This window comes from Nonomuraea sp. B12E4 (genome assembly GCF_039871825.1).
Taxonomy (GTDB): domain Bacteria; phylum Actinomycetota; class Actinomycetes; order Streptosporangiales; family Streptosporangiaceae; genus Nonomuraea.
Genome location: NZ_JBDPME010000005.1, coordinates 166,145 through 192,763, shown reverse-complemented (window position 1 = coordinate 192,763; position 26,619 = coordinate 166,145). Strand labels below are relative to the sequence as shown.

24 protein-coding genes are annotated in these 26,619 nt (G+C 70.8%); 5 read left to right on the top strand and 19 right to left on the bottom strand.

Translation table 11 applies throughout. The annotated features are described in order from the left end of the window. Window positions 1-183 precede the first annotated feature (183 nt). From ABGB18_RS14505 to ABGB18_RS14495, 3 genes are all read right to left on the bottom strand, one after another. Window positions 184-978 (bottom strand): cytochrome c oxidase assembly protein, encoded by a 795-nt coding sequence (locus ABGB18_RS14505; RefSeq protein WP_347695997.1) that lies wholly within the window; start codon window positions 976-978, stop codon window positions 184-186. Then, window positions 957-1,478 (bottom strand): DUF2243 domain-containing protein, encoded by a 522-nt coding sequence (locus tag ABGB18_RS14500; protein ID WP_347695996.1) that lies wholly within the window; start codon window positions 1,476-1,478, stop codon window positions 957-959. Before ABGB18_RS14500 ends, ABGB18_RS14505 begins: the two co-directional genes overlap by 22 nt. Window positions 1,479-1,820: 342 nt before the next feature. Next, window positions 1,821-3,167: an SGNH/GDSL hydrolase family protein gene (locus ABGB18_RS14495; RefSeq protein WP_347695995.1), complete on the bottom strand. Its 1,347-nt coding sequence runs from the start codon at window positions 3,165-3,167 to the stop codon at window positions 1,821-1,823. Between the two features lie 159 nt (window positions 3,168-3,326). On the opposite strand from ABGB18_RS14495, the gene ABGB18_RS14490 reads away from it, so the two are divergent. Then, on the top strand, window positions 3,327-4,130 hold the full coding sequence (locus ABGB18_RS14490) for an SAM-dependent methyltransferase (protein WP_347695994.1): 804 nt from the start codon (window positions 3,327-3,329) through the stop codon (window positions 4,128-4,130). A 248-nt stretch (window positions 4,131-4,378) separates the two neighbouring features. Here ABGB18_RS14490 and ctaD read toward each other — a convergent pair whose 3' ends face one another. Next, window positions 4,379-6,031, bottom strand: a complete 1,653-nt coding sequence (ctaD, locus tag ABGB18_RS14485; protein WP_347696235.1) for a cytochrome c oxidase subunit I — start codon at window positions 6,029-6,031, stop codon at window positions 4,379-4,381. A 743-nt stretch (window positions 6,032-6,774) separates the two neighbouring features. Between ctaD and ABGB18_RS14480 the strand changes: the two genes are divergently transcribed. Both ABGB18_RS14480 and ABGB18_RS14475 read left to right on the top strand, forming a co-directional pair. Beyond that, window positions 6,775-7,416, top strand: a complete 642-nt coding sequence (locus ABGB18_RS14480) for a histidine phosphatase family protein (RefSeq protein ID WP_347695993.1) — start codon at window positions 6,775-6,777, stop codon at window positions 7,414-7,416. Window positions 7,417-7,650: 234 nt separating this feature from the next. Then, a complete protein-coding gene (locus ABGB18_RS14475) occupies window positions 7,651-8,232 on the top strand; it encodes an AraC family transcriptional regulator (protein ID WP_347695992.1) in 582 nt (193 codons plus the stop codon). Window positions 8,233-8,336: 104 nt separating this feature from the next. Here ABGB18_RS14475 and ABGB18_RS14470 read toward each other — a convergent pair whose 3' ends face one another. From ABGB18_RS14470 to ABGB18_RS14450, 5 genes are all read right to left on the bottom strand, one after another. Further along, the gene (locus tag ABGB18_RS14470) at window positions 8,337-8,579 is read right to left on the bottom strand and encodes a hypothetical protein (RefSeq protein WP_347695991.1); all 243 of its coding nucleotides are present in this window, start codon (window positions 8,577-8,579) and stop codon (window positions 8,337-8,339) included. Between the two features lie 66 nt (window positions 8,580-8,645). Next, window positions 8,646-9,452 carry an ABC transporter permease gene (locus ABGB18_RS14465; RefSeq protein WP_347695990.1) on the bottom strand — a complete coding sequence of 269 codons (807 nt, stop codon included), beginning with the start codon at window positions 9,450-9,452 and terminating at the stop codon, window positions 8,646-8,648. A gap of 14 nt (window positions 9,453-9,466) precedes the next feature. After that, entirely contained in the window at window positions 9,467-10,285 is an 819-nt protein-coding gene (locus ABGB18_RS14460; protein ID WP_347695989.1) for an ATP-binding cassette domain-containing protein, read from the bottom strand. Further along, entirely contained in the window at window positions 10,282-10,701 is a 420-nt protein-coding gene (locus tag ABGB18_RS14455; RefSeq protein WP_347695988.1) for a MarR family transcriptional regulator, read from the bottom strand. The genes ABGB18_RS14460 and ABGB18_RS14455 overlap by 4 nt, the downstream gene beginning before the upstream one ends. Before the next feature lie 288 nt (window positions 10,702-10,989). After that, entirely contained in the window at window positions 10,990-12,180 is a 1,191-nt protein-coding gene (locus ABGB18_RS14450; RefSeq protein WP_347695987.1) for an MFS transporter, read from the bottom strand. Window positions 12,181-12,238: 58 nt separating this feature from the next. Between ABGB18_RS14450 and ABGB18_RS14445 the strand changes: the two genes are divergently transcribed. Further along, on the top strand, window positions 12,239-12,604 hold the full coding sequence (locus ABGB18_RS14445; protein WP_347695986.1) for a MerR family transcriptional regulator: 366 nt from the start codon (window positions 12,239-12,241) through the stop codon (window positions 12,602-12,604). A gap of 42 nt (window positions 12,605-12,646) precedes the next feature. Here the strand turns inward: ABGB18_RS14445 and ABGB18_RS14440 are convergent, their stop codons facing one another. The 10 genes from ABGB18_RS14440 to ABGB18_RS14395 all read right to left on the bottom strand — a co-directional run bounded on the left by ABGB18_RS14440 (window position 12,647) and on the right by ABGB18_RS14395 (window position 24,765). Beyond that, window positions 12,647-14,122 carry an MFS transporter gene (locus tag ABGB18_RS14440; RefSeq protein ID WP_347695985.1) on the bottom strand — a complete coding sequence of 492 codons (1,476 nt, stop codon included), beginning with the start codon at window positions 14,120-14,122 and terminating at the stop codon, window positions 12,647-12,649. A gap of 98 nt (window positions 14,123-14,220) precedes the next feature. Beyond that, on the bottom strand, window positions 14,221-16,143 hold the full coding sequence (locus tag ABGB18_RS14435) for a beta-L-arabinofuranosidase domain-containing protein (protein ID WP_347695984.1): 1,923 nt from the start codon (window positions 16,141-16,143) through the stop codon (window positions 14,221-14,223). Window positions 16,144-16,169: 26 nt separating this feature from the next. Further along, window positions 16,170-17,039: a carbohydrate ABC transporter permease gene (locus ABGB18_RS14430; RefSeq protein WP_347695983.1), complete on the bottom strand. Its 870-nt coding sequence runs from the start codon at window positions 17,037-17,039 to the stop codon at window positions 16,170-16,172. A gap of 2 nt (window positions 17,040-17,041) precedes the next feature. Further along, entirely contained in the window at window positions 17,042-17,926 is an 885-nt protein-coding gene (locus ABGB18_RS14425) for a sugar ABC transporter permease (protein ID WP_347695982.1), read from the bottom strand. 59 nt (window positions 17,927-17,985) lie between these two features. Further along, complete coding sequence (locus tag ABGB18_RS14420; protein ID WP_347695981.1) at window positions 17,986-19,278, bottom strand: sugar ABC transporter substrate-binding protein; 1,293 nt, start codon at window positions 19,276-19,278, stop codon at window positions 17,986-17,988. A gap of 90 nt (window positions 19,279-19,368) precedes the next feature. After that, window positions 19,369-20,340, bottom strand: coding sequence for an aldo/keto reductase (locus tag ABGB18_RS14415; protein ID WP_347695980.1), 972 nt, complete (start codon window positions 20,338-20,340; stop codon window positions 19,369-19,371). Further along, entirely contained in the window at window positions 20,340-21,227 is an 888-nt protein-coding gene (locus ABGB18_RS14410) for an NAD(P)-dependent oxidoreductase (RefSeq protein ID WP_347695979.1), read from the bottom strand. The genes ABGB18_RS14415 and ABGB18_RS14410 overlap by 1 nt, the downstream gene beginning before the upstream one ends. Window positions 21,228-21,241: 14 nt before the next feature. Then, window positions 21,242-22,903: a four-carbon acid sugar kinase family protein gene (locus tag ABGB18_RS14405; protein ID WP_347695978.1), complete on the bottom strand. Its 1,662-nt coding sequence runs from the start codon at window positions 22,901-22,903 to the stop codon at window positions 21,242-21,244. Beyond that, window positions 22,900-23,592, bottom strand: coding sequence for a FadR/GntR family transcriptional regulator (locus ABGB18_RS14400; protein ID WP_347695977.1), 693 nt, complete (start codon window positions 23,590-23,592; stop codon window positions 22,900-22,902). Before ABGB18_RS14400 ends, ABGB18_RS14405 begins: the two co-directional genes overlap by 4 nt. A 198-nt stretch (window positions 23,593-23,790) precedes the next feature. Continuing rightward, window positions 23,791-24,765, bottom strand: a complete 975-nt coding sequence (locus ABGB18_RS14395) for an NAD(P)-dependent alcohol dehydrogenase (protein ID WP_347695976.1) — start codon at window positions 24,763-24,765, stop codon at window positions 23,791-23,793. A gap of 444 nt (window positions 24,766-25,209) precedes the next feature. Here ABGB18_RS14395 and ABGB18_RS14390 point away from each other — a divergent pair, with 444 nt between their 5' ends. After that, window positions 25,210-26,610, top strand: coding sequence for a family 2B encapsulin nanocompartment shell protein (locus ABGB18_RS14390; RefSeq protein ID WP_347695975.1), 1,401 nt, complete (start codon window positions 25,210-25,212; stop codon window positions 26,608-26,610). Window positions 26,611-26,619: the final 9 nt, after the last annotated feature.

The window sequence follows — 26,619 nt, the reverse complement described above, 5'->3', positions numbered from 1 at the left end:
ATAAAGGACCATAATTATGAATTCATCCAAACCACTAACCTTGCGTGACCATTTCTTTCCTTTGGGGTGGGGAACCGTTTCTCGGCCATGACCGTGGCCGCAGCCCGGAGAAACGTTCCGTAATCGCAGCCCCCTGGCGGTGACTCCGGCCGTAAAGACCCGGCCACGAGGCTTTGCCATCGGTCAGCCGCGTACGGGGACTTCCCGGCGGGGCCGCCACCCGGTCACCAGGGCCAGGGCCAGCAGCAGTTCGCTGAGATCACCGCCGTAGTACATGATCTCGGCCCCGCCCCGCAGCGCCTCCTCGGGCACGGGCACGTCCACCCCGAGCCCGGCGTACATGAGCTGCGACAGCCCGGCGTGCGCCGCCACCGCCACGCCCAGCACCACCAGCCGCGCCGGCACCGGCGGGCGGCGCGGAGCGGGATCGGGCCCCGCGACCACCCACGCGAACAGGCAGCCGGCCAGGAGGAAGTGCACCTCCACCGCCGCGTGCAGCCAGCCGTTCGCGACGGTGTGCCGGTAAAGGGGCGTGCAGTAGAGCACCACCATGCCGCCCACGCTCAGGGCCAGCGCGGTGACCGGGTTGGCCAGGACGTGCACGGCACGGCGGCGCAGCAGCGCGCCGAGCAGCCGCGCGCGGGCGGCGGGCAGGGAGCGCAGCAGCAGCGTCATCGGCGCGCCGAGCACCAGGAACAGTGGCGCCAGCATGCCGATGAGCAGGTGCTGCAGCATGTGGCCGCGGAAGTCGGCGGCGGCCAGGGCCGCGACCGGCCCGGTCGTGGCGGCGGCCACCAGCACGCCGCCGGCCAGGAACGACGTGCCGCGCCACCCGCTCCACCCCCGCGGATCCCGGCGCAGCCGCGCCGCCAGCAGCAGGTAGCCGGCCATGGCCAGGACGGTCAGGAGCAACACCGGCGAGCCGCCGGGAGGCGGGTGCCCGGTGTGCGCGAGCGTCACGTACGCCCGGTTTCGCACAGGTCGATCGTGCGGCCGCCGCGGCGCAGCGCCCACCCGCCGACCACCAGCAGCGCGCCCAGCAGCAGGAAGCCGAGATCCCACCAGAGCTGGTACGGGCCCGTGCGCACGTGGTGGATGCCCAGCAGATGGTGGTCGATCACGCCCTCCACCAGGTTGAAGAAACCCCAGCCGGCCAGGATCCAGCCCCACAACTGCCGCGAGCGCCACACCCGCCCGCGGGAGGTGGTGACGCGGGAGTAGAGCAGGCCGAGCCCGATCAGCACCGCCAGCCAGGTGACGGTGTGGAACAGCCCGTCCCACAGGGTGTTCATGCGCAGGCCCGGCACGGTGTCGGGCGAGTAGTAGCGCACCCCGATGTTGTCGGTGTCGGTGCTGCTCAGCATGTGGTGCCACTGCAGGATCTGGTGCAGTGCGATGCCGTCCACGAACCCGCCCAGCCCGATCCCCAGGATCGTGCCGGGCAGCGCGATCCCGCGCCCCGTCCTCGTGGCGGCCATGGCGAACCCTCCTTCGCGTCCGGGCGTGGACTACCCGGATGGCGGGCGGGGCACGCGAGGGCGGCCGAGGTCCTTACCAAAAACCGCCGCAGCCGTGGGCCGCCGCCCGCACCCGCTGTGAACGGAAGAGCCTCCGCCCTGTTCGGCCAGACGTCCGCCTGGGAAAACGTGTGGATCACGAAAGAGGCCGCCGTACAGACTGGAGCACATGACCGAACGCGATCTGGTCCTGGCGGCGACGGTCGGGGAGGTGGCGGAGATCAGGCGGCTGCTGGACGCGGGCGTCTCCCCGGACGAGCCCCTGGAGGCCCGAGCCTGACTCCCGGTGCGCCGGTAAAGCCCTTAGCGGAACAGCCGGGCGGGGACGGCGGCGGCGAGCGCCTGGTAGCCCGCCGGGTTCAGGTGCAGCCCGTCGCCCACGTCGTACGCCGGCCGCAGCCGCCGCGGCTGCCCCGGGTCGCGTGCCGCCCGGTCGAAGTCGATCACGGCGTCGAACCTGCCGCTGGTGCGGATCCACTCGTTGACCGCCTGCCGGGCCGCCTCACGGTAGCCGTCGGGGTCGTCGTAGTTCGCGTTGCCACCGAAGGGGGTGAGCGTGGCCCCGTACACGCGGAGGTCCTGGGCGTGCGCCCTGGTGACCATCTGGTCGAAGGCGAAGATCAGGTCGTCGGCGACCTGCTTCTGGGCGGCCTGCGTGGCCGCGGCCGTGCCGATGTCGTTGACGCCCTCGAAGACGATCAGCCAGTTGACGCCGCTCTGGGCGAGCACGTCCCGGTCCAGCCGGCCCAGGGCGTTGGGGCCCAGGCCGTCGTTGAGCACGCGGTTGCCGCCCGCCGCCTGGTTGCCGACGGCCACGCCGTCGGTGCGATGGTCGGCGCGCAACCGGTCGAAGAGCTGGTCCGGCCAGCGGTTGTTGGCGTTCGTGGTGGAGCCGCGGCCGTCGGTCAGGGAGTCGCCCAGCACGGCGACCGCCGCCGTGGTGCGCTTGGTCCACACCTCGACGCCGCTGAGGAAGTACCAGTGGTCGACCGGGACCGCGCCCGGCAGGTCGGCGGCCTCGACCTGGTTGCCCGTCACCAGGTAGGAGGTGGTCCTGGAGCCGGGGTGCGAGGTGATGTCGGTGGAGGCCTGCCCCTCGGCGAGGTAGACGGTCACGGCGAGCACGGAGCCGGGCGCCGTGGGCAGGTCCAGCGGGTCGGACACGACCTGCGCCCCGACCGGGACGACCGCCGACGTGCGGCCGGAGAAGGTCACCGGGCGGGTGCTGCCCGGCTGGATCGCGCTCACGCCGGCCCGCCCGCCGTCGGGGAGGGCCACCGAGGCGCGGGTGATGGGCAGCGGCGCGCCGCCGAACGCGTTGGACAAGCGCAGCCGCACTCGCGGCCCGCCGACCGACACCCGTACGGTCTGCCGCAGCGTGCTGTCGGCCAGGACCAGGCCCTCCTGCGTGTACGGCGCCGGCGGCATGTTCCCCGGCTCGGTGAGCTGCGGCATGGCGGTCCACGTGGCCACCCACCGGCCGCCGGGCACCGACGTGCCGTCGGCGTCACCGATCCCGCCGGCCATGACGGAGCCGATCGTGACCGTCGCCGCGCCCAGGGCGGCGACCATGGCCAGCCGCAGGATCCTGCCGACGGAGGGGAACAAACGCCCGCCCGGGGCGCCCGGCCCCGCACCCGCTGACACCATCTGACTCCGCCCCTTGACTCTGAAAGTTTCGAGATCAGGCAGAATATTTCTGCCGCGACAGTAGTGGCCCCAGTCCAGCCGGTCAATGGGGTCAGGGATGATCGCCTTTGAGGCTTGCGCTAACTTAAGTAGTAAATGATCTCAGTTGGAGGATGCGCAATGACGGAACAGGGCGGTAACGGGCCGAGGGGCATCGATGTCACGAGGCCGAGCGTCGCCCGGATGTACGACTACTACCTCGGGGGGAAGGACAATTTCGAGATCGACCGCGAGGCCGTGCGGCGGGTCGAGAAGGCCATGCCGGAGATCCGCCAGCTCGCCCAGGAGAACCGGGCGTTCCTGCGCCGCGCGGTGCGCTACATGGCCAGGCAGGGAATCCGGCAGTTCATCGACATCGGCTCGGGCCTGCCCACCGCGGGCAACACCCACGAGATCGCCCGGGAGATCACCCCGGACGCCCGGGTGGTCTACGTCGACAACGACCCCGTCGTGCTCCAGCACGGCCGCGCGCTCCTGGCCACCGACGACAACACCGCCGTGGCCGCCGCCGACATGCGCTCCCCCGCCGAGGTCCTCGGGCATCCGGAGACGGTCAAACTCCTCGACTTCACCCAGCCCGTCGGTGTGCTGATGATCGCCATGGTGCACTTCCTCACCCTGGAGGAGCGGGGCCCGATCATGGACAAGCTGCGCGCCGCCCTGCCGCCGGGCAGCATGCTCACGGCGACCCACGCCACCGTAGACGGCCACGAGGCGGACGCCGTGGCCCAGATCGAGAACGTCTACGCGGCGACGCCGACGCCCATCTACTTCCGCGAGCACGCGGAGGTGGTCCGTTTCTTCGACGGGTTCGACCTGATCGATCCCGGCCTGGTCACCCTCGACGCCTGGCACCCCGACCCCGCCGACCCGGCCCCCGCGGGCACGGGGTGGCTGTTGGGAGCGGTCGGCCGCAAGCCGTAACCGGCACGGCCGCCATCCGGAGCCCCGGATGGCGGCCGCCAGGCCGGAAGGCCAGCCGACGACCCTGACCGTGGCCATCCCGCCCGCCCGCACCGGCACCTTGGCGACGGTGTAGCGGACGCCCGTCCACGACCTCCTGCTTGCCCGGCACACCGCCACGACCTCCAGGGTGAACGGCACCTCCGGGTAGTCGCCGTTGAGCCCCTGCCGGTTGCCGGCGTGGGTCTCCGGTGCCCGCGGTGGCCCCTTCAGGGCAGGGGTGGCCGGCCCGTGTGCGGATAGTGCAGGTCGAAGGCCGGGCGTTCGGAACGGATGCGCGGCAACGAGGTGAAGTTGTGCCGGGGCGGTGGGCAGGAGGTGGCCCACTCCAGCGAGTTCGAGAACCCCCAGGGGTCGTCCACCGACACCTTCGGCGAGTGGCGGGCGGTCCAGTAGATGTTGTAGAGGAACACCAGCGTCGACAGGCCGAGCAGGAACGCGCCGACCGAGGAGATCATGTTGAGGGTGGTGAAGCCGTCTGCCGCGCTGTAGTCGGCGTAGCGGCGCGGGAACCCGAGCATGCCGAGCCAGTGCTGCACCAGGAACGTGGTGTGGAAGCCGATGAACAGCGGCCAGAAGTGGATCTTGCCCAGCGTGTCGTTGAGCATCCTGCCGGTCAGCTTCGGCCACCAGAAGTAGAAGCCGGAGAACATGGCGAACACCACCGTGCCGAAGACCACGTAGTGGAAATGGGCCACCACGAAGTAGGTGTCGCTGATGTGGAAGTCGAGCGGTGGCGAGGCCAGGATGACCCCGGTGAGGCCGCCCAGCAGGAAGGTGACCAGGAAGCCGACGGAGAAGAGCATCGGCGTCTCGAAGCTGAGATGGCCCCGCCACATGGTGCCGGTCCAGTTGAAGAACTTCACCCCGGTCGGCACCGCGATCAGGAACGTCGTGAACGAGAAGAACGGCAGCAGCACCTGCCCGGTCGGGAACATGTGGTGCGCCCACACGGTCATCGACAACCCCGCGATGGCGATGGTCGCGCCGACCATGCCGATGTAGCCGAACAGCGGCTTGCGGCTGAAGACCGGGATCACCTCGGTGATGATCCCGAAGAACGGCAGCGCGATGATGTAGACCTCGGGATGGCCGAAGAACCAGAACAGGTGCTGCCACAACATCGAGCCGCCGTTGGTCGCCTCGAAGACCTGCGTACCGAACTTCCGGTCGATCGCCAGCACCAGCAGCGCGGCGGCCAGCACCGGGAAGGCCAGCAGCACCATCATGCTGGTCAGCAGCGTGTTCCAGGTGAAGATCGGCAGCCGGAACATCGTCATGCCGGGCGCTCTCATGCAGATGATCGTGGTGATGAAGTTGACCGACGTGAGAATGGTGCCGAGCCCGCTGAGCGCCAGGCCCATCACCCACACGTCGCCGCCGATGTCAGGGTTGTACTGGGCGGTGGACAGCGGGGTGTAGGCGAACCAGCCGAAGGGGGCGGCCCCGTTCGGCGCCAGGAAACCGCTCACGACCATGAGCCCGCCGAACAGGAACAGCCAGTAACCCACCATGTTGAGGCGGGGGAAGGCCACGTCCGGGGCGCCGATCTGCAGGGGCATGATCGCATTGGCGAACCCGCCGAAGAGCGGGGTCGCGAACAGCAGCAGCATCACCGTGCCGTGAATGGTGAACAGCTCGTTGTAGCGATCGGACGAGACGAACTGCAGCCCCGGGGCGACCAGCTCGGCCCTGATCAGCATCGCCATGAGCCCGGCCAGCAGGAAGAAGCAGAAACTGGTGGCGAGATAGAGATTCCCGATCACCTTGTGGTCGGTGGTGGACAGCCACGAGACGATCAACCGCCCGGCCCCGGGCCGGGCGCCCGGCTCGGAGATCACCGGCTCCGGCTCCGGCTCGATCCTGGTCACGACGCACTTCCTCCCGACGGTTGCCGGGGGGATGCAAGCGGACTTCCCGGTCCACCGCCTGCTTAACCCGACCCCAGGCCCCCGAAAGTCGGCCATGGGCTGCGGCGACACGCTGAACGGCGCCCAGGAGGGCCGGGCCGAGCGGCGCTCTGACAGCCGACGCTCAGGAGTCCTCGGATTGTTATGTCTGGAATTCTGGGGCTCTGGCCACTTCGGACTTACATTGGCGCTCGTGACTCCTCCGCTCCCAGCGGGGAGCGGCTTCTCACCAAGCCGCTTGCGCAGGCCCCGCCCCAGAGCCACGTCCGTTCCGCTTGACAACTGAAAACGCCCTCGCGGAGCCGGGGGACCGCTTTGACCGTGATCACCAGGCTGCGCGCGGCGAGTCGCCCTCTCCCGGACGGTCGTCGACTGTGATCGGCACCGAGGTGACCGCGCCGCTGGCGAGGGCAACCCGGTAGGCGCGCCACTTATGCACGTACAGGAGCTGTTCGCCAACACCTGATCGATGACCCTTCGGACCTGACCAGATGTGGCTCTGATGCGGCCATCAAGAATCGGCAACCGGCCATACAGCCGGCCTCCTCGCACCTCGAACGGATGCTGCACGATCCAGGTGATCTGCCTGGCGTCATCTGCGCTCACACCGCTGGTCACCAGCGACGTGGTCATCATCTTCCCTCGTGAACCACCTCTAAGATCACTCAACAACCCCCAGCAGGAAGAGCTCACTCATGCGCACCATTTACGCCGTCACCCATCCGGAGGCGACGCACCACGTCGAGGGGGTCGTCGGCGGCTGGCATGATTCACAGCTGACACCAGCCGGCCTCAGCGCGGCAGCCTCCATTGCCCAGGCGCTGCGGGCCCAGGTCCCGGACGGCGTCGATGTGGAGCTGTTCTCCTCGGATCTGCAGCGCACCCGGCAAACGGCCGAGAAGGTAGCCGAGTTGTTCGGCGTGAACCCAATCCTGGACCGCAGGCTGCGGGAGAAATCCTATGGAGAGGCGGGAGGAAGGCCGCAGGAATGGCTGGACCAACGATTCGTCCCGCCGCCGGCTGCCGGGGAGCGGTTGGAACACGACGAGGGCGTGGCGGGTGCCGAGACCAAGGCGGCATTGGCGCAGCGCATCTACGCGGTCATGGACGAGATCTTGCAGCGTCCGTGCGAACACCAGATCATCGTGACGCACGGCGGCTCCCTGACATTCCTCGTGACGTCCTGGATCAAGATGCCGATCAAGGCGGTCGGCCATGCCTATTTCCGGGCGCCGTCCGGCAGCATCACCACGCTGCGCGAAGACGACATCTACCACAGCCGCCAGGTCGTCAATCTCGGTGACACCCGCCATCTCGACTCCGCCAAAGCCGGCTGACCCCCTGCCGAGCCAGGCGACGTCGCTCCCGGCCCGCACCGGCACCAGACCCTCACCGCCCTGCTCGGCGACGTTCATCACCTGGTCGCGGGCACTCCAGCCGGTCCGCGAAAGAGTTCTGGATGACCGCCACCATCAGTTCCCCGCTGAGCACCGCGCGGGCGGAGGGAGAGCAGTAGGTAGCCTGCGAGAAGTACGGAGGCTGGTTGTGCGTGATCTGTCCGGGGGATGTGCATGGTGCCGCTGACGGACCCCCTTTCCGATGCCCTGGCCCTGCTGAATGTGCGGGCCGCGATGCCCTCGCGGCTGGAGGCCGGTGGGCGCTGGGCGTTGCGGTTCGAGGGGTACGAGCACGTCAAGCTGGGTGCGGTCCTGTCGGGGTCGTGCTGGCTGACCGTCGAAGGGGCGCGACCGCTGCGGCTGGAGGCCGGAGACTGCCATGGCGCCGGCGGGATCCCGGGCCGGCTCGGGGCCCTGCGCGACCCGCAGATCGGCGCGGTGCTGGCGCTGATGCACCGGCAGGCCGGGCGGCGCTGGACGGTGGCGGCCCTGGCGGCCGAGGCGGGCATGTCCCGCACGGCGTTCGCGGTGCGGTTCAAGGCCCTGATGGGGCTTCCCCCGCTGGAATATCTGCTGCGCCGCCGCATGCGCTCGGCGGCCGAGGCGCTGCGTACGACGGACCGTACGGTGGCGTCGGTGGCGGCGGAGTGGGGCTACGCGTCCGAGAGCGCCTTCAGCACGGCGTTCAAGCGCGTGGTCGGGCACCCGCCGGCCCACCACCGGCCAGGACGCCCGGCCACCGGTATCTCCTCCTGACACCGACTCCTCAAGATCGCTTCTCGGTGATCCGGATCCGGGCCGAGGGCGGGTCCGGGCCAGGATCGGAGTCGAGGCCGGGACCCGCCAGACTGGCCCAAGCCCTATCTGCCTCCGGACCCACCGGCCGTTCCCGACCGTTCCGGCTCTGCCGCGTCGAGTGACGGCGGGGCGGGGCGCGGGGCGGGGCGCGGGTCCGGGCCAAAGAGGCGGGGAGGGGGAACGACCTGCCCGGCCCCGACCGGCGGCACCTGATCGACGATCGCCTGGATCGCCGCCCTGCGCCGCTCGATACCCGAATCGTTGATGGAGATCCGCCGCTTGCTTGGGTTCTTCTCGTCGACCACGAACGGCAGCGTATTGAGGCGGGCACCAACGGAGGGCAACGGCAACGTCCGCGATGGGTAGCGGTGTCAGCGGGCCAGGCGGCCGAGCAGGCTGGAGGACACCGTGATACCGAGCACCGCGGCCAGCAGCAGCACCCCACCGTCCAGCGCCAGGTGCGCCGGGGTGCCCAGCAGCAGGCCGCGCAGGGCGTCCACCTCGTAGCTGAGCGGGTTCACCATGCTGATGGCCTGCAGCCAGCCGGGCATGATGGCGGTGGGATAGAGGGCGTTCGAGGCGAAGAACAGGGGCATGGTGATGGCCTGGCCGATGCCCATCAGCCGGTCTCGGGTCAGCACGATGCCGGCGATCGTCATCGACAGGCAGGAGAAGAACGCCGACCCGAGCACCACCGTCACGAGTACGCCGAGCAGGCGCAGCGGGTTCCACGTCATGCCCACGCCCAGCAGAGTCGCGATCAGCACCACCACGACCGCCTGGATCACCGCCTTCACCCCGGCGGCGAACGCCTTCCCGGTGACCAGCGCCGCCCGCGGGGTCGGTGTGACCAGCAGCTTCGTCAGGACGCCCGAGTCGCGTTCCCAGATGATCTGGATGCCGTAGAAGATGGCGATGAACATCGTGGACTGGGCGATGATCCCCGGAGCCAGATAGTCGAGATAGGGCACCCCGCCGGTCGGGATCGCCCGGATCCGGGTGAACGTCTCTCCGAAGATCAGCAGCCACAGCGCGGGCTGGATCGCGCGGGTGTAGAGCTCGGTGCGGTCGTGGCGCAGCTTCTGCAGCTCCACCACGCACATGGCGGCCACCCGCGCGGGCAGGACGCGCCAGCCCGTACGCGGGGCCGGCCGGGGTGGTGAGCAGGTCCAGCCCATCGACCCTGGGCAGGTCAGCCGACGCGGCGGGCGGTGTTACGGGTACGCCGGACATCGCGGAACTTCCCTCCTTCCTCCTCCAGGCCGCTCCCGGCGACCTCCCTGAACACGTCCTCCAGCGTCGGATCGGAGCCGTCGCCGCGGCGCTCCCTGAGTTGGGCGGTGAGCTCCTTGGGGGCACCGATCGCCCGTATCTGTCCTTGGTGCATCAAGGCCACCCGGTCGCAGTACTGGTCGGCCTCGTCCATGTAGTGGGTGGTGACCAGGACCGTCATGCCGGTCGCCGCGCGTACGGCCTGGATGTGCTCCCAGACGCTGGTACGGGCGATGGGGTCGAGCCCGATCGTCGGCTCGTCGAGCATGAGCAGCCGGGGCGAACTGACCAGCGCCTGGGCCAGCTCCAGCCGGCGGATCATGCCGCCGGAGAACGTGGCCGTCATCCGGTCGGCGACGTCGGCGAGGCCGACCGCCTCCAGCGCCTGGGCGACCCGGGCCGCACGCTCGCGGCGGGGGATGTCGAAGACGCGGGCGAACAGCGAGACGTTCTCCCGCCCGGTGAGCCGGGCGTCCGCGGAGAGCTGCTGGGGAACGTACCCGAGCAGGCGGCGCACCGCCATCCGGTCGGCGGCCGCGTCGCGGCCGAAAACCCGCACCATCCCGGGCCGGACCGGCAGCAGCGTGGTCACGCAGCGGATGGCGGTCGTCTTGCCGGCGCCGTTCGGGCCGAGCAGACCGAAGATCTCGCCCTGCGTGACGGACAGGTCGAGCCCGTCCACGGCCAGGGTGTCGCCGAAGGAGTAACGCAGGCCCGCACAGGTGAGGGCGTCGGTCATGGCCGCTCGACCTCCTCCCGCAGGCTGCCGGCGAGCCGGCGCAGGGCGGGGAGCGCGGCGGCCAGCGCCTCCTGGTCGGCCGCGTCGAGCCGCTCCACGTGATCGCGTACGAGTGCGGCGCGGCGCTGTCCCCAGGCGCGCAGCCGGGCCTCGGCCACCGGGGTGGGCAGCAGCCGCGCGGACCTGCGGTCGTCCTGACCCGCCTCCCGGCGCAGCAGCCCGGCGGCCGTGAGCTGGTTCACCAGCGTGGACACCGAGTTTCCCGCCAGATAGAGCTCCTTGGCGGCGGCCGAGACGCCGATCCCGGGCGATTCGGCGACCAGGCGCAACAGCTCGACCTGCGCGCCACGCAGCCGCGGTGCCGCGGGGGTGTCACGCAGCAGCCTTCTTCGAACAAGCCGCTGAATACCGGACATTACGGATATCAGGGCCTCGGGAAGATCTGAAGGGCTCATATCCGAAAATATTACCTCTGCTAACGATATAACACCATCCATCCCCTCCCACCTGCCCATCAACCGGAGCCCACCACACCAACCAGCCCATCCGGCGCCCTGGAACACGCGAGACTCCCGCCAATCCATCCGCGTCGACCAGGTCGAGGCCGCCCCTGGCCGCGACCACCGCCACACCGGGCGTGACGCCCGGCCTGGCGAAGGTCACCGGGACGATCCCCTTCTGCTGCGAGCAGCGGGCCCGGCGGGTCAGGGAGCCGGCACCGCCAGCCTGGCGCCGGCCTCCTGGCCGCTTCCGTTACGCGTCCGGGGAACGGCCCAGTAGGACAGCGCCAGGCCGAGCACGGTCAGCACCGCCCCGGCCAGGCCCGTCCAGCGCAGCGCGCCGGCGGTGACGATCGCGCCGCCGATCACGGACCCGGCGGCCGCCCCCAGGTTGAACGCCCCGACGTTGGCCGCCACCGCCAGCGTGGGCGCCGCCCCGGCGTGGCGCAGGATCAGGCCCTGCAGCGGCGCGATCGTCGCGGTTCCCAGCAGCCCGAGGATCAGCACCGCCGCCACCGCCGTCGGCTTCCACACGATCGCGAACGGGAACAGCACCAGCAGGCCGCCCAGCCCGCCGAACACCCCGCGCACCGTCGCGCTCAGCGACCTGTTGGTGAGCCGTCCGGCGGCCAGGTTCCCCGCGAAGCTGCCCGCGCCGTAGGCCAGCAGCAGCCCCGACACGACCGGCGCGGCGAACCCGGTGACCTGGGTCAGCAGCGGTGCGATGTAGGTGAACACGGTCGCCACCCCTGCGAGCCCGACGGCGGTGGTGGCGATCACCGCCAGCACCGGCCGCCGGGTCACCACCCGCAGTTCCTCCCGCAGGCTGACGGGTTGCGCCGCCTGCCGAGGCAGCACCGCGGCCAGCAGCGCCGTACCGGCCAGAGACAGGACGGTCAGCGCCAGGAACGGGACCCGCCATCCGGCGCTTTCGCCCAGCAGGGCCCCCAGCGGCACCCCCAGCAAAGTGGCCACCGTCAATCCCGACGCCACGGCGGCGATCGCGGTGCCGGCCCGCTCGGCCGGCACCGCCCGGGTCGCGGTCACCAGGGCCAGCGCCAGGAACGCCGCGTGGCTCAGCGACGACACCCCGCGCCCGGCCAGCAGCACCGGGAACGACGGCGCCCACGCGCACAGGGCGCTGCCGGCCGCGAACAGCAGCATCAGTCCCAGCGCCAGGGCCTTGCGGGGCAGCCGCGCGGTCGCGGCCGCCACCAGTGGCCCGCCGATCACCACGCCGAGGGCGTAGACGGTGACGGCTTGCCCGGCGGCCCCCACGGACACGTCAAGGGCCGCGCCGACCTGGGGTAGCAGGCCCGAGATCAGGTACTCCGCCGTACAGACCACGAACACGTTGATGCACAGAGCTGCGAGAATCGCGAAGCTTCTACTCATGCCTGGACGGTAGAGTTTCACATGGATGTGAGAGTCAACGAGGAGTGAGCGGGATCACATGCGCATCGGAGAGCTGTCACGCCGCACGGGCGTCGCCGAGCGGCTGCTGCGTTACTACGAGGAGCAGGGGCTGCTGCACCCCACCCGCCGCTCCAGCGGCTACCGCGAATACGGTGAGGCCGACGTCGGCACCGTCCGCCGCATCCGCAGCCTGCTGGCCGCCGGACTGAACACCGCCACCATCGCCGTGGTGCTGCCGTGCCTGCGTGATGACGACGAGCGCCTGGTGCCCACGTGCCCGGACCTGGTCGCCCAGCTCGGCCGGGAACGCGACCGCATCACCGCGGCCATCGACGACCTGCGGCACTCCAGGGCCATGCTCGACACCGTCATCGCGGCCGCCCCCGCCGAGTTCGCCGCCTGACCGCCTCAAGCCCGCGCGCCGCCGAACAACGCGGCCACCGTCTCAAGCCCGCGGGCCGAACAACGCGGCCGCCCGCTCGGCGGTGGCCATGGCCCAGCGCCCGGTGCTGAGCAGCCCCAGGGCCAGGACGCCGAGGCCGAGGCCGGCCAGCAGCCACCACACCCCGTGCGCCACATCGGTGAACGCCGTCCCGCCCTGGGACGCGGCCGCGCCCACGATCGTCCCGGAGATCGCCACCCCCAGGGTGGTGCCGGTCTGCCGCCCGGCGGAGGCCAGCGAGGCGGCCACCCCGGCCATCGAGCGGGGCATCCCGGAGACCGCCGTGTTGGTGATCGGCGGGTTGACGGTGCCGAGGAAGATACCGAAAAGCAGGTAGATCGCCAGCACGACCGGCAGCGGGGTGGCCGGTCCGAGCCAGACCGACGCGGCGCCGCCCAGGGCCAGCGCGGCCCCGGCGACCACCAGCGGCAGCCGCGGACCGCGCTTGCCGATCAGCCGGCCGGTGATCGGGGACAGCACCAGCACCAGCGCCCCCACCGGAAGCAGGCACAGCCCGGCCGTCAGCGCCGACATGCCGCGTACGTCCTGGAGGTACTGGGTGGTCACGAACAGGAACGCGCCGAACCCGCACAGCGCGAGCAGCGCCATCGAGATCGCCGTGCTGAACGGAACGCTGTGGAAGAAGCGCAGCTCCAGCAGGGGGTCGGCCCGGCGCGGTTCGTAGGCCAGCAGGCCCAGCGCGGCGAGTGCGGCGACGGCCAGCAGGCCGAGGATGACCGGCGAGGTCCAGCCCAGCCACCTGGACTCGATGATCGCGTAGACGAGTCCGCCCAGCACGAGGACTACCAGGATCTGGCCCACCGGGTCGAACCGGCGCGCCCGGGCGGCACGGGACTCGGGCACGAACAGCGCGGCGCACACGATCGCGGCGGCCACGATCGGCACGTTGATCCAGAAGACGGCGTGCCAGCCGAGGCCGTCGACCAGGACGCCGCCGAGGATCGGCCCCAGCGCCAGCGCCAGCCCGGACATCGAGCCGAACACTCCGATGGCCCCCGCCCGCTCGGCCGGGTCCGGGAACGTGTTGGCGACGATCGCCATCGCCACCGGGTTGAGCATCGTGCCGCCGACGGCCTGCAGCGCACGCGCCGCGATCAGCAGGCCGATGCTCGGCGCCAGGGCGCACAGCAGCGAGCCGAGCCCGAAGGCGGCCAGGCCGATCTGGAAGACGCGCCGCCGGCCCACCCGGTCGGCGGTGGACCCGGCCAGCAGCAGGAAACTCGCCAGCACCAGGGTGTAGGCGTCGACCGTCCACTGCAGCCCGGACACCGACGCGTGCAGGTCACGCCGGATCGCCGGCAGCGCGACGGTGACGATGGAGATGTCCATCACCACGACGACGATGCTGGCGCAGCAGATCGCGAGGACGAGGAGCCGGCGACGGCGGCTGGGCTCCGCGTCGTGCCGCCCCGCCCCGCGTTCGCCGGCCGTGACTTGCGGCCGTATGGAAGCACTCATGACTCATGACGCTAGTTATTAGAGCGCGCTCGAAGTCAATTCGCGTGGGAGCACAGCGGGGCCGCGGATTCAGGCGACCGAGGTCCGGGCGACGAAACTCAGGCGACCGGGATCCAGGTCCGCATCGTGGACGATCCGCGGTTCGCCCACAGCCGGTACGGGATCGCCGTCAGCTCGATCGGCCGCCCGCTCGAAGCCGGCGTGCCCACCTCCCGCCAGCCGTCCCCCGCCCAGCCCGAGTCGTCACGCAGGCGCCCCTCGACCCGCACGACGGTCGTACCGCCGAACAGGTCGGCGTCCCACTCGACCCGCGGCTCCGCGCCCGCCACGACCTCGACCGCGTCCAGGTCCGGCTCGCCGCCGACGCTCTCCAGGCAGTGGACGACGGGCCCGCGCTCGATCGCGACCTGGCCGCGTACGGCGTCGACCGCGGGATGCGGGACGGTCAGCCGCGCCGGCATGGGCAGGTCGAGCACGACCACGTCGCCCTCGGCCCACACGCGCTCGACGACGGCGTAGCCGCGCTCGTCCCGCTCGACGGGCACGGACTCGCCGGCGACGATGAGCGACGGCCGCCGGCACCAGGCCGGCACGCGCAGGGACAGCGCCCACGGGCTCGCGGGAGAGCGCTCGACCGTCACACGGACCACTCCGTCCTCCGGATACCTGGTCGCCACCGACAGCGCGACCTCCCCGGCGCGCACGCTGGAGGGCATGTAGAGGTGCAGTTGCACGCCGTGGTCGTCGGAGGTGGCGAGGTAGCCGCCGAGCGAGGCGACCGTGCGCAGGATGTTCGGCGGGCAGCAGGCGACGTCGTACCACTCCGCGCGGGTGCCGGGGGCGTCGGTGCGCAGCGGCTTGCCGCCGGCGGGCGCGGGCGGCCGGGGCGAGCGGCGCTGCAGCGGGTTGACGTAGAAGAAGCCGTCGCGGCCCAGCGAGGTCGAGCCGGAGAAGGCGTTGTAGAGGATGCGCTCGATGAGGTCCGCGTGGGCGCCGTCCCCGGTGGCCAGCAGCAGCCGCCAGCTCAGCATGAGACTCGCGATCGACGCGCAGGTCTCACCGTAGATGAGGTCCGGCGGCAGCTCGAAGCGGTCCCCGAACGCCTCGCCCTCGAACCGCGAGCCGACCGCGCCGGTGAGGTAGGTCTTCTCGCCGACCATGGACCGCCACTGCCGCCGTGCGGCCCGCAGCAGCGCGTCCTCGCCGGTCTCCAGGTAGACGTCCATGACGCCGCAGAGCAGGTACAGGGCCCGAACGGCGTGCCCGACGACGGTGTCCTGGTCCCGTACGGGCACCGTGTCCTGGAAGTAGGCCGGGCCGAAGAGCCCCGGGCCGATCACCCCGTGCCCGCGCACGTCGATGAGCTGCCGGGCGAGGTCCAGGTAGGCCCGCTCCCCCGTGTGCCGGTAGAGCTCGACCAGGGCGGTCTCGATCTCGGGATGGCCGTCGGTGTCCCCACGCCGCCCGTCGCCGAACTCGGCCACCAGGTGGTCGGCGAAGCGCCGGCCGACGGCGAGCAGGCTCTCGTCCCCGGTGGTGCGGGCGAGCGCGATGCCCGCCTGGATGAGGTGGCCGGCGCAGTAGAGCTCGTGCCCCCGGGTGAGGTCGGCGTAGCGCTCCTTGAGCCCGGCCTGGACGAACGTGTTGAGGTATCCGTCGTCCTCCCGCACCCGTTCCAGCAGCGCCACGGAGTCGGCGACGAAGCGGCCGAACTCCTCGGACGGGCCATGGGACAGGTCCCAGCCGATGCCTTCGAGCACCTTGTAGAGGTCGGAGTCGCAGAAGACCCAGCCGCGGCGCTCGGCGGTGACCGCGGGGTCGGCCAGCCGGCGGAAGTTGTCCAGCACGCCGTCCTTCTCCAGCCAGCGCATCGCGTGCGGCGCGGTCACCGTGCGGTTGTCCCGCTGCCAGCGGGCCCAGTAGCCGTCGGTGATCCGGACGTGCTCCATCGAGAGCGGCCGCAGGGTGAGGTGCGCGCCGGTGCGGGGCGAGCAGGGCGCGACGATCTCTTCAGTGTTCATGGCGGTCCTTCGGGAGGTCGGGGCGGTCAGCCGCGCAGCGCGCCGTTGAGCAGGCCGGTGACGTAGTAGCGGTTCAGTACGAGGTACAGCACCACGCACGGCACCATGGCGACGACGATGCCGGCCTGCAGGGCGCCGAAGTCGATCTGGCCGAAGGTGCCCTCGCGCACGCTGACGAGCATGAGCGGCAGGGTGAACTTGTCCCCGGTGTTGAGGAAGATGAGCGGCGCGAGGAACTCGTTCCACGAGGCCAGGAAGGCGAACAGGCCCACGGTCACCACGCCGGGCGTCACGATGCGCAGCGAGACGTGCCGGAGCGCGCCGAACGCCCCCGCGCCGTCGAGGAAGGCGGCCTCCTCCAGCTCGCGCGGGATCGAGTCGAAGGCGTTGCGCATGATGAGCACGCCGAACGGCAACTGGAACATCACCAGTACGAGCCCGAGCCCGATGAGGGAGTCCTGCAGCCCGAGCACGCCGAGCAGAAGGTAGAGCGGCAGCAGCATCGTCGCGTACGGCACCATCAGGATCGCCAGAATGGTGACGAAGGTGAGGTTCTTCCCCCGAAACTCGTAGCGGGAGAAGCCGTAACCGGCCAGCACCGAGATGATGACGGTTCCCCCGACGGTGACGAGGGCGACGAGCAGGCTGTTGCCCGTGTACGCGGCGATCCCCGCACCGAATTTGCCGAGCGTCTCGTAGTTGCCCAGCGAGAGCGAGCTCGGCAGGAAGGTCGGCGGGCTCGCGTTCGCCTCGGTCGGGCTCTTGAGCGAGTTGAGCACCGCCCACAGGAGCGGGAAGAGGAAGAGTACGGCCAGGACGCCCGCGACGAGGTGGAAGGCGCCGGTCTTGGCACCCGACCAGAGTGTGGCCGGGGCGGAGGGGTTGCGGATGGCCATGGTCAGACGTCTTTCCGGCGCAGCAACGGGAGCTGGATCGCGCTGATGAGAAGCAGCACGACGAGCAGCACGACCGACAGTGCCGCGGCCTTGCCCATGTCGAAGTTGACGAAGGCCGTGTTGTAGACGGCGAAGACGACGCTCACCGTGCTGTTGTCCGGCCCTCCCTTGGTCAGGATGAGGAACTGGTCGAAGGCCAGCAGTGAGCCCGTCACCGACAGGATGAAGAGCAGCGCGAGCGTCGGCCGCAGCGACGGGATCGTGATGTAGCGCAGTTGCTGCCACCGGCTGGCCCCGTCCACCCGGGCGGCCTCGAACAGCGCGACCGGGATCGACTGCAGGCCCATGAGCAGCACGATCACCTGGAAGCCCATGAACTTCCAGGAGACCAGGGCGATGATCGACCAGAACGCGAGCGTCGGGCTGGCGAGGAACGCGATGGGCTTGTCCACGAGGTGCAGGCCGACGAGCACCTGGTTGAAGACGCCGATGACGGGGTCGGAGTCGACGAACCAGAGCAGGGTGGCCGCCGCCGTGCCGACCACGTACGGCAGGAAGTAGCTCGTCCGGTAGAACCTCGTCGCGCGCCTGCGGCTGTTCGCGATCGCGACCAGCAGGAACGAGATGAGGAACATGACGATCGTCGTGACGACGGTGTAGGCGAGCGTGAAGCCGATCGCCTGGGTGAAGACCTCGTTGCCCGGGATGTCGAGATAGTTGTCGAACCCGGTGAAGGTGGGCTTGCCGAGCAGCGGATAGTCCTGCAGCGACATCCAGACGAGGATGCCGAGGGGGATCACGAAGAGTACGAGCGTGAGGAGTCCGGCGGGAGCGACGAAGAGCGCCCCGGTCCTCCCGGCTTGTGAGGTTGTTTTGGAGACTGCCATGGTCCTGCTCCCGTGCGGGCGGGGCCGCCCTGCCCGCAGGACGGCACCGCGGGGGTGTGCTACTGCTGCGCGTTGTCCAGCGCCGCCTGGATCGCCTGCTGGCCCTTCTTGACCGCGTCATCCGCGTTCGCGCCGAAGACGGCGCCGCGGACCATCGCGATCCACGGACCGGTCGGGTCGTTGAAGACCTGGCCGAAGGGCAGCGCGAACGGGGTCTTGCCCTTGGCCACGCCGTCCATGATGAACTTCGTGCGCGGGTCCTTGGCCGTGTTCGGGTTGCCGGCGAGGTCGGTGCGCACGGGCAGGTCGCCGTTCTTGGCGACGATGCCGACCTGCTGCTGCTCCTGGAGCGTCCAGCTCAGGAAGTCCCAGGCGGCGTCGGCGTGCTCGGACGTCGCCGAGATCGCGGCCGCGTCGCCGCCGACGAAGGTCGAGGTGCCCGAGCCGTCCGGCGACATGATCCGCGCCACGCCCCAGTCGAAGTCGGTCTGCTTCTGCAGGTCGCCGACGATCGCCGAGCCCTGCGCCATCATGCCGACGTGGCCGGAGACGAAGTTGTTGGCCCAGGTCGAGCCGTCCTGCGTCTGGGCGTTGGCGGGCATGACGCCGGCGTCCCAGAGCTGCTTGTAGAGGCCGAAGACCTGCTTGACGGTGTCGTTGTCGAAGTTCGCCGTCTTGCCCTGGTTGGCGAGCACGTCCACGCCGCCCGCCCACATGAACGGCATCATCGTGTACGCGGTGCAGCCGCCGCAGTTGCCGCCGAAGTCGTAGCCGTAGGTGTCGGACCCGAGCGCGCGGATCTTCTTGGCGTCGGCGAGCAGCTCCTCGAAGTTGGCCGGCGGCTTCTCCGGGTCGAGCCCGGCCTTCTTGAACAGGTCCTTGTTGTAGAAGAGCACCGACGAGGCGAGCTTGTGCGGGATGGCGTACTGCTTGCCCTCCCAGGTGCCGGCCTGGACGTGCGCGGGCGCGACGCTCGACGCGAACGGCAGCGCCTTGATCCGGCTGGTGAGGTCGAGGAAGACGCCCTTGCTCGTGTAGTTGGGCAGGTAGACGACGTCGGAGACGACGATGTCGGGCAGCGAGCGGGCACCCGCGGCGGTCCCGATCTTCTGCAGGAAGCCGTCGTCGGGGATGCCGGTGACCTTGACCTGGTTCTTGTGTGTCTTGTTGTAGGCGTCCACCAGGGCGGTGGAGAACGCCTCGGTCGGCGAGGCGACCCAGAGGGTCACCGTCTGCGGGCCGTCGCCGGAGTCCGAGCTCCCGCCCGAACAGGCGGTGACACCGAGCAGGACAAGGGCGGCGCCGGCGGCCGGCAGCGCGCCCCTTCTGAGCGGTGAGCGGTGAGTACCCATGGAGCCTTTCCTTGCCGTGATATGGCGTCTGACCGCTGACATCAGACGTCTGGTGAGGGACGTTGGTGAGGGGTTTCGGATTTCCACAAGCTATCGGCCGCCCTCAAGCCGGCGACGGCGCTGCTCAAGGCCGCGCGCTCCGTACGGATAGTCGCCGATGACGGGTTCGCTGGCCGCGGCCAGCAGGGCGGTTTCCTCGTCGTCGAGCGCCAGATCGAAGGCGGCCAGGTTGTCCTCGAGCTGCTCCATGGTGCGGGCGCCGAGGATGACCGAGGTCACGGCGGGGTGCGCGGCGAGCCAGGCGAGGGCGACGCGGCCGGAGGAGACGTGGCGCCGCTCGGCGATCCGGCCGAGCGCGTCGAGCACCGCCCGCGCCTGCTCCTGCCGGGCGGCGGGCACTCCGTCGAGCCGGCCCGTCAGCACCCCGGCCGCCAGCGGCGACCAGACGAGCAGCCCCAGGCCGTTGGCCTGGAGCGCCGGGATGATCTCCCATTCGAGCTCGCGGGTGAGCAGGTTGTACTGCGCCTGCAGGGCGCTCGGGCCGACCAGGCCGCGGAACGACGCGACGTCCACGATCCGCTGCACCTGCCAGGCGGTGTAGTTGGAGAGCCCGACATAGTGGATCTTGCCGGCCGCCACCGCGTCATCGAGGAAGCCCAGGGTCTCCTCGACCGGGGTGTGCGGGTCGAACGCGTGCGCCTGGTAGAGGTCGATCGTCTCGACGCCGAGCCGGGTGAGGGACCCGTCCAGGGCGCGGGCGAGATGCTTGCGGGACAGACCGACGTCGTTGGTGCCGGGCCCGGTGGGAAAGCGCGCCTTGGTCGCGAGCACGATCCGGTCGCGTACGTCGGCGGGCCTGCTCGCGATCCAGCGGCCGACGATGCGCTCGCTGGTGCCCTCCCCGTAGGAGTCGGCGGTGTCCACGAGCGTGCCGCCCACCTCGACGAAGCGGTCGAGCTGCGCGAACGCCTCCGCCTCCGGGGTCTTCTGGCCGAAGGTCATCGTGCCGAGCGCCACCCGGGAGATCGAGCAGCCGCTGGAGCCGAGGGTCGTGTGGCGCATCAGACGACCTCGTCGCGGCGGGGCGAGAGCAGGGTCACGACCGAGGAGTCGTCGCGCTCCCCCAGCCCGTGGCTCTCGGCGAGCAGGTAGAGCTGCTCGGCCGTGGCGGCGAGCGGGGTCGCCACATGGGTCTGCCGGGCGACCTCGGTGACGATGCTCATGTCCTTGACGAAGATGTCGAGCCGCGACTTCACCTCCGCGCCGCCGCCGTACGCCTCCAGCATGCGCGGGCCGCGGTCGGCGAACATGAACGAGCTGCCCGCGCCCTGCGACAGCGCGGCGATGACGGTCCTCGGGTCGACCCCGAGCCCGCGGGCCAGCGCGATGGCCTCGGCCGCGGCGGCGATGTGCACACCGGCGAGGAGCTGGTTGATCGTCTTGAAGACCTGGCCGTCGCCGGCCTTGGCGCCGACGACCGTGAGCGTGGAGGCGAGCCGTTCGAGCACCGGCCCGGCGGCCGTGAGCGCCTCGTCCGGCGCGCCGACGAGGATGAGCAGGTCGCCCTTGCCCGCGCGTCCGGGGCCGCCGCTCACGGGGGCGTCGACCAGGCCGATGCCGGCCGCCGACAGCCGCTCGGCGATCGAGTGCACCGCGGCCGGGCCGATGGTGCTGGTCAGCACGACCACTCCGGTGAACCCGGAGCCGGCCACCCCGTCGATCCCGAACAGGGCGGTCTCGACCTGGGCCTGGTCGCGTACGGCGAGCACGGCGACGTCACGGCCCGCCGCCGCCTGGGCCGGGCTCGCGGCGGCCGTGGCGCCGCCCTCGACGGCGGCCCGCAGCCGGCCCGGGGCCGGGTCGTAGGCCGCGACGGGGAAGGCACCGGTGAGCCGCAGCGCCATGGGCAGTCCGATGGCACCGAGCCCGATGACCGCGACTTGTTGCATGGGTTGTTCCTTTCTCAGCAGGTCGGCCGCAGGCGGTCGACGACGTCGGCGAGCGCCTCGTCGTCGCCGACGTTGCCGGCGAAGACGACGTACGGCAGGCCCATGGAGCGGCCCTCGGCCGCCATCCACAGCGAGACGATGCCGGGGAGCAGGGTGCCGAGGGCGTGGGCGCGTACGATGCCGAGGCCGTCGGTCGCGACGTCCGAGGACGTGATGCCGCCCTTGGCCACGACGAACGCCGGGCGCACCCGGGCCGTGACGCCGCGCACGACGCTCACGACGCCCGCGCTGATCGTGCGGGAGAGCGCGAGGTTGGCCTCGGGGGAACCCGCGGTGCGCAGGGTGCGGCTGGTGGCGAGCACGACCTGCCCGGTCGCCAGCAGCGCGACGGCCCTGCCCACGACCTCGGCGACGTAGGACTCGACGCCGGCGGGGTCGAGCAGCCGGTCGCTGTCCAGCTCGATCAGCTCGACCGCCCGGCGCTCCCGCAGGCGCGCGAGCTGCCGTGTGGTCTGCGCGACATGCGACCCGACGACGACAAGCCCATGAGCGGGCGCGGGCTCTGTGACGCGCCGACCAGTACCGGTGTCCGGTCGGGCGGGGTCCGTGACCCCCGGGCTGAGGCCGTCGTCCGGTCGGGCGGGGTTTGTGGGGCGCGGGCCGCCGATCAGGCGGCCCAGGTCGGTGAGGTGGCTCAGGTTGGCGTCGTCGATCGGCGGGGTGGCGGTCTGCCCGCTGCGGGCGCGGACGAAGGACGGCCCGACGCGGTAGACGAACCTCTTGCCCAGACGCTCGGCCTCGACCAGCGCGAGCGTGAGGTTGCGCAGGTCGTCGTCGCAGGCGGCGTCGACCACGACCGGCCGTCCGCCCTCGAACGAGGCCAGGCGCGACACGAGCGCCGCCTGGTCCCCCGAGCGCAGCTCGCGCAGCGTGATGACGGGCACCTCGGCCCGCTGGATAGCGCCGGCGGTCTTCTCCTCGACCCACTCGGGCAGCCTCGACGCGCGGTAGCCGAACGTCGCGTCGCGGGCGAACTCGCTGGCGCCGACCGGCAGCATGCCCTCGGCGGTGCGGAGATAGTGCGCCCCGTCCACCGTCACGCGGCCCGCGTCGATGTAGGCGGGCACCAGCAGCACCGCGTCCACCCGCCCGGCCAGCTCCTCGGCTATGACGTCGGTCTCCAGCGGGAAGTGCCCGCGCAGCGTGGAGTCGCCGCGGCTGGCGAAGACGACCTCGACCCCTTCGAGCCGGGCGGCCGCCAGGCTCGCGCGCACGACCTCCCGGTCCCGCGCCGCCGCGTCCTGCGCGGCCATCGCCCGCGTGTTGACCAGCACGAACACCGCCGGGGCTCCCTGGGCGAGGGCCCAGCGCAGGTCGTCCACGGACCAGCGGGTGAGAACGGGCAGCCCGGCGACGGTCTGCGTGCCCGTGGGGTCGTCGTCGAGCACGATCACCCGAGGGCCGGACTCCACCGCCGCGGCCAGCCGCCCGCCGTCCACCGGCACGGCCGGCGGCTGCCCCGTGAGCAACTCCGCCAGCGGGCGCGGCACCGCCTCCCCGACGTCGCCCTCCGCGCTCACGGCCGCCCCGGTCCCCGCACCCACCGCTCCTCCGGTCTCCCTGCTCACGGCCGTTCTGGACTCCCCGCTCACCACGGTTCCGGTCTCCGCGCTCACGGCTGCTCGTCCAGGACGTGCTGCCGGAGGTCGCGCTGCGTCTGCTGCATGTGCGCCTCCATCGCGATGCGGGCCTGCTCGCTGTCACCCGCGGTGAGCGCGCTCACGATGTTGCCGTGCTGCTCGATCGCGTTCCTCTGGATCTCGGGAACGGCGGACGTCTGGCGTCTGGCCTCGATGAGCAGCCGGCCGAAGGGGACGAAGAGCAGCGGCACGAAGATGTTGCCGCTCGCCCGCATGATCACGTCGTGGAAGCGGATGTCCGCCTCCACGAACCGCGTGACATCACCCTCGGCCGAGGCCGCGCGCATCTCGTCGACCTGCACGCCGAGCTGCACGAGGTCCTCGTCGGTACGGCGCTCGGCGGCGAGCTGGGCCGCCCCGATCTCGATCATCCGGCGCGCTTCCAGCAGCCGTTCCGGCCCGTGACCCAGGCTGCCCTCCGAGGCACGCACGACCGCCTCCAGCGAGGTCCACTCCTCCGGCGGATTGACCTCGGTGCCGCGGCCGCGGCGGATGCGCACCACGTTCTGGGTGCGCAGGATGCGGATCGCCTCGCGGATGGTGAGCCGGCTCACGTTGTACGTGGTGGCCAGCTCGCCCTCGGGGGGAAGCGGCTTGCTCGTCGTGAGCCGCCCTTCGATGATCTCCTGGAACAGGCGCTCGGCGATGGTTTCGGCAAGTGTCACGAATGGGCTCCCTCGGCCATCAGACACCTGACGTCTGATGTCGCTCGCAGGCTAGCGCAACCCTCCCAAGACCACCAGAGGTTCAACTCAGGGAATGCGGAGGGTAAACGGCGCAGCGACGGGCCCGCATGGTGCCCGCGATGCGCGGGGAACGCGCCGCGCCGCTCGGGGAGCGCGCCGCGCGGGGAATCGGCCGGGCTAGGTTGACGGCCCGGCGACGGTGATCACGACGTTTCCGATTTTCTGGCCCGTCTCGACGTAGCGGTAGGCCGCGAGAATCTCGTCCAGCGTGTACCGCCGGTCGATGACCGGCCGGAACTGCCCGGACTCGATGAGACCCTTGAAATACCGGGCCATCTCCGGATCCTCCCGCGGAATGGGAAACCTCACCCGCCGGCCGCCGAGCAGCGGGGTGACCAGCGCCAGGAACAGATTCTGGGAGAAGGGGCCGACATCGGTGGCGACGTACACGCCACGTCGTTTCAGCAGCCGCCGGCACCGGCCGAACGAGCTCTTGCCCACCGCGTCCATGACGACGTCGTACCGCTGCTCGTCCCGGGTGAAGTCCTCGGCCGTGTAATCGATGACGCGGGCCGCGCCCAGACCCTTGACGAGCTCGATGTTCCTGGTGTCGCAGACGGCGGTCACCGTGGCGCCGAGGCTTTTCACGAGCTGGACCGCCGCCGAGCCGATGGCCCCGGTGGCGCCGTACACGAGGACGTCCTGTCCCGCCCGCATCTTCGCTGCCCTGATGCACGTGAGGGCGTAATGCGAGCCCTCGGTGCTCGGGGCCACCTCCTCGTACGTCAGGCCGTCCGGAATGATCGCCACCGCGGCGTGCTGGGGAATCGCCAGGTATTCGGCGTGGGCGCCGAATGTGCGGTCGTTGTATCCGAATACGCGGTCGCCGGCCCGGAAGGAGGTGACGCCGCCGCCCGTCGCCTCGACCTCGCCCGCGAACTCGGTCCCGAGAATGGTCACCCGTGGCCTGATGAGACCGGTGAAGAACCTCCAGAGAAAGGGTTTGGCCGCGCGTAACGCGCAGTCCGTGCGATTGACCGTCGTCGCGTGGACCTTGACGAGCAGCTCGCCGTCCTTGATTTCCGGCTTTTCCGCCACCGAGACGCTGACCACTTCCGGCGGGCCATATCTGCTGCGAATCGCGGCCTTCATGGCCGCATTGTAGCCACCATGTTCACGGCCCGGCGGGCCCGAAATATCACGAAGCCGGCTCGTCCCAGTCGAGGGGAAGGCCGAAGGTCCCGTGCAGGCCCATCACCTGTTTTAAGCCTGGACGGTTCCAGACCGGCGGAGCATAACGGAAAGGTGTGGCCCGGGGGGAAGATCAACGCGCGCCGACGCCATCGTCGTCGACGACGACACCATCACCGTCCGCCCGGCCCGCTGACGCGCCTCCGACCGGCCGGCCACCCGAGGGGTGACCAGCCGGTTTTCGCGCGCGCGGGATCTTAACCGCCGCCGCGCCGCTGGGAAAGCCAGATCACCGTTTCGCGGCAGCCACCGTCCCCTCCCTGCCAGGAGATTCAACTGTCAGTGTCCGAATGATTACGTTCGGTATCTAACAGAGCGGCGATCCACGATCCGCGATTGCGAGGGATGATGCCACCCACGGAGGCGACGGAACAGCGGCTGAGCCTGGACACCCGGGCCGCACGCAACCTGGCCACCACCACCAAGACCCGTCCGCAGATGCAGGCCATCAGCTCCCGCTGGCTGCTGCGCATGCTGCCCTGGGTGGACGTGCGCGGCGGGACCTACCGGGTCAACCGCAGGCTCACGCACACCGTCGGGCGGGGCCGGGTGAGCGTGGCGCAGAACGGCGCGGACGACGTGCGGATCATCCCGGAGACGCTCACGGAGCTGCCCGTGCTGCGCGGGTTCGGCGACGCCGGCGTGCTGGCCGCCATCGCCGAGGCGTTCACCCCGCGGGAGGTCGAGGCGGGCGAGGTCCTCGTGGAGGCCGGCACCCCGCTCACCGAGACGTACGTCATCGCCCACGGCCGCCTCGAACGGCTCTCCACCGGCAGATACGGCACCACGGAGTTCCTCGGCGTCATCGCCGACGGCGACCAGTTCGGCGACGAGGCGCTCAGCCAGGGGGCGCCCCGGTGGCCGGTCACCGTCAGGGCAGCCACCCCCGCCACGGTCATGGTGGCGCCGCGGCTGGAGCTGCGGCGGATCCTCAGCCGTTCCCCCGCCCTGCGCGAGCACATCGAGCGCTACCTGGAGGGCACCTACCGGCCGGTCAACCGGCGCGGCGAGGCAGCGGTCGCCATCGCGTCCGGGCACGTGGGCGAGCCGCTGATCGACGGCACGTTCGTGGACTACGACCTCCACCCGCGCGAATACGACCTCAGCGTCACGCAGACCGTCCTGCGCGTGCACACCCGGGTGGCCGACCTCTACAACGACCCGATGAGCCAGCTCGAACAGCAGTTGCGCCTGACCGTCCACGAGATACGCGAGCGCGAGGAGTGGGAGCTGCTCAACAACCGCGAGTTCGGGCTGCTGCACAACACGGACTACTCCCAGCGCATCTACACCTGGTCGGGGCCGCCCACCCCGGACGACCTGGACGACCTGATCAGCATGCGCCGCAAGACCCGCCTGCTGCTCGCCCATCCCAAGGCGATCGCCGCCTTCTTCCGCGAGTGCAACAGGCGCGGGCTGGTGGTGGGCAGCACCGAGGTCAACGGGCACGAGATCCCGGCCTGGCGGGGCGTGCCGATCTTCCCCTGCGGCAAGATCCCGATCGCGAAGGACATGACCACCTCCATCCTGGCGCTCCGCACGGGCGAGGACGACCAGGGCGTCGTCGGCCTGTATCAGACCGGCATCCCCGAGGAGTACGAGCCCGGCCTGAACGTGCGCTTCATGGACATCAACCCCCAGGCAGTGATGTCTTACCTGGTCAGCGCCTACTACTCGGTGGCGATCCTCGTCCCCGACGCGATCGGGATCCTGGAGAACGTCGACGTCGCGGCCCCGCGCTCGTAGGGAGGTGTG

Coding starts and splice junctions, on each gene's coding strand:
- ABGB18_RS14410 (WP_347695979.1), bottom strand. CDS start 21,227: ATGCAACAAGTCGCGGTCATCGGGCTCGGTGCCATCGGACTGCCCATG.
- ABGB18_RS14415 (WP_347695980.1), bottom strand. CDS start 20,340: ATGCGCCACACGACCCTCGGCTCCAGCGGCTGCTCGATCTCCCGGGTG.
- ABGB18_RS14430 (WP_347695983.1), bottom strand. CDS start 17,039: ATGGCCATCCGCAACCCCTCCGCCCCGGCCACACTCTGGTCGGGTGCC.
- ABGB18_RS14460 (WP_347695989.1), bottom strand. CDS start 10,285: ATGACCGACGCCCTCACCTGTGCGGGCCTGCGTTACTCCTTCGGCGAC.
- ABGB18_RS14440 (WP_347695985.1), bottom strand. CDS start 14,122: ATGAGTGCTTCCATACGGCCGCAAGTCACGGCCGGCGAACGCGGGGCG.
- ABGB18_RS14465 (WP_347695990.1), bottom strand. CDS start 9,452: ATGGGCTGGACCTGCTCACCACCCCGGCCGGCCCCGCGTACGGGCTGG.
- ABGB18_RS14390 (WP_347695975.1), top strand. CDS start 25,210: ATGATGCCACCCACGGAGGCGACGGAACAGCGGCTGAGCCTGGACACC.
- ABGB18_RS14475 (WP_347695992.1), top strand. CDS start 7,651: ATGGTGCCGCTGACGGACCCCCTTTCCGATGCCCTGGCCCTGCTGAAT.
- ABGB18_RS14445 (WP_347695986.1), top strand. CDS start 12,239: ATGCGCATCGGAGAGCTGTCACGCCGCACGGGCGTCGCCGAGCGGCTG.
- ABGB18_RS14420 (WP_347695981.1), bottom strand. CDS start 19,278: ATGGGTACTCACCGCTCACCGCTCAGAAGGGGCGCGCTGCCGGCCGCC.
- ABGB18_RS14500 (WP_347695996.1), bottom strand. CDS start 1,478: ATGGCCGCCACGAGGACGGGGCGCGGGATCGCGCTGCCCGGCACGATC.
- ABGB18_RS14490 (WP_347695994.1), top strand. CDS start 3,327: ATGACGGAACAGGGCGGTAACGGGCCGAGGGGCATCGATGTCACGAGG.
- ABGB18_RS14480 (WP_347695993.1), top strand. CDS start 6,775: ATGCGCACCATTTACGCCGTCACCCATCCGGAGGCGACGCACCACGTC.
- ABGB18_RS14425 (WP_347695982.1), bottom strand. CDS start 17,926: ATGGCAGTCTCCAAAACAACCTCACAAGCCGGGAGGACCGGGGCGCTC.
- ABGB18_RS14435 (WP_347695984.1), bottom strand. CDS start 16,143: ATGAACACTGAAGAGATCGTCGCGCCCTGCTCGCCCCGCACCGGCGCG.
- ABGB18_RS14450 (WP_347695987.1), bottom strand. CDS start 12,180: ATGAGTAGAAGCTTCGCGATTCTCGCAGCTCTGTGCATCAACGTGTTC.
- ABGB18_RS14455 (WP_347695988.1), bottom strand. CDS start 10,701: ATGTCCGGTATTCAGCGGCTTGTTCGAAGAAGGCTGCTGCGTGACACC.
- ABGB18_RS14495 (WP_347695995.1), bottom strand. CDS start 3,167: ATGGTGTCAGCGGGTGCGGGGCCGGGCGCCCCGGGCGGGCGTTTGTTC.
- ABGB18_RS14395 (WP_347695976.1), bottom strand. CDS start 24,765: ATGAAGGCCGCGATTCGCAGCAGATATGGCCCGCCGGAAGTGGTCAGC.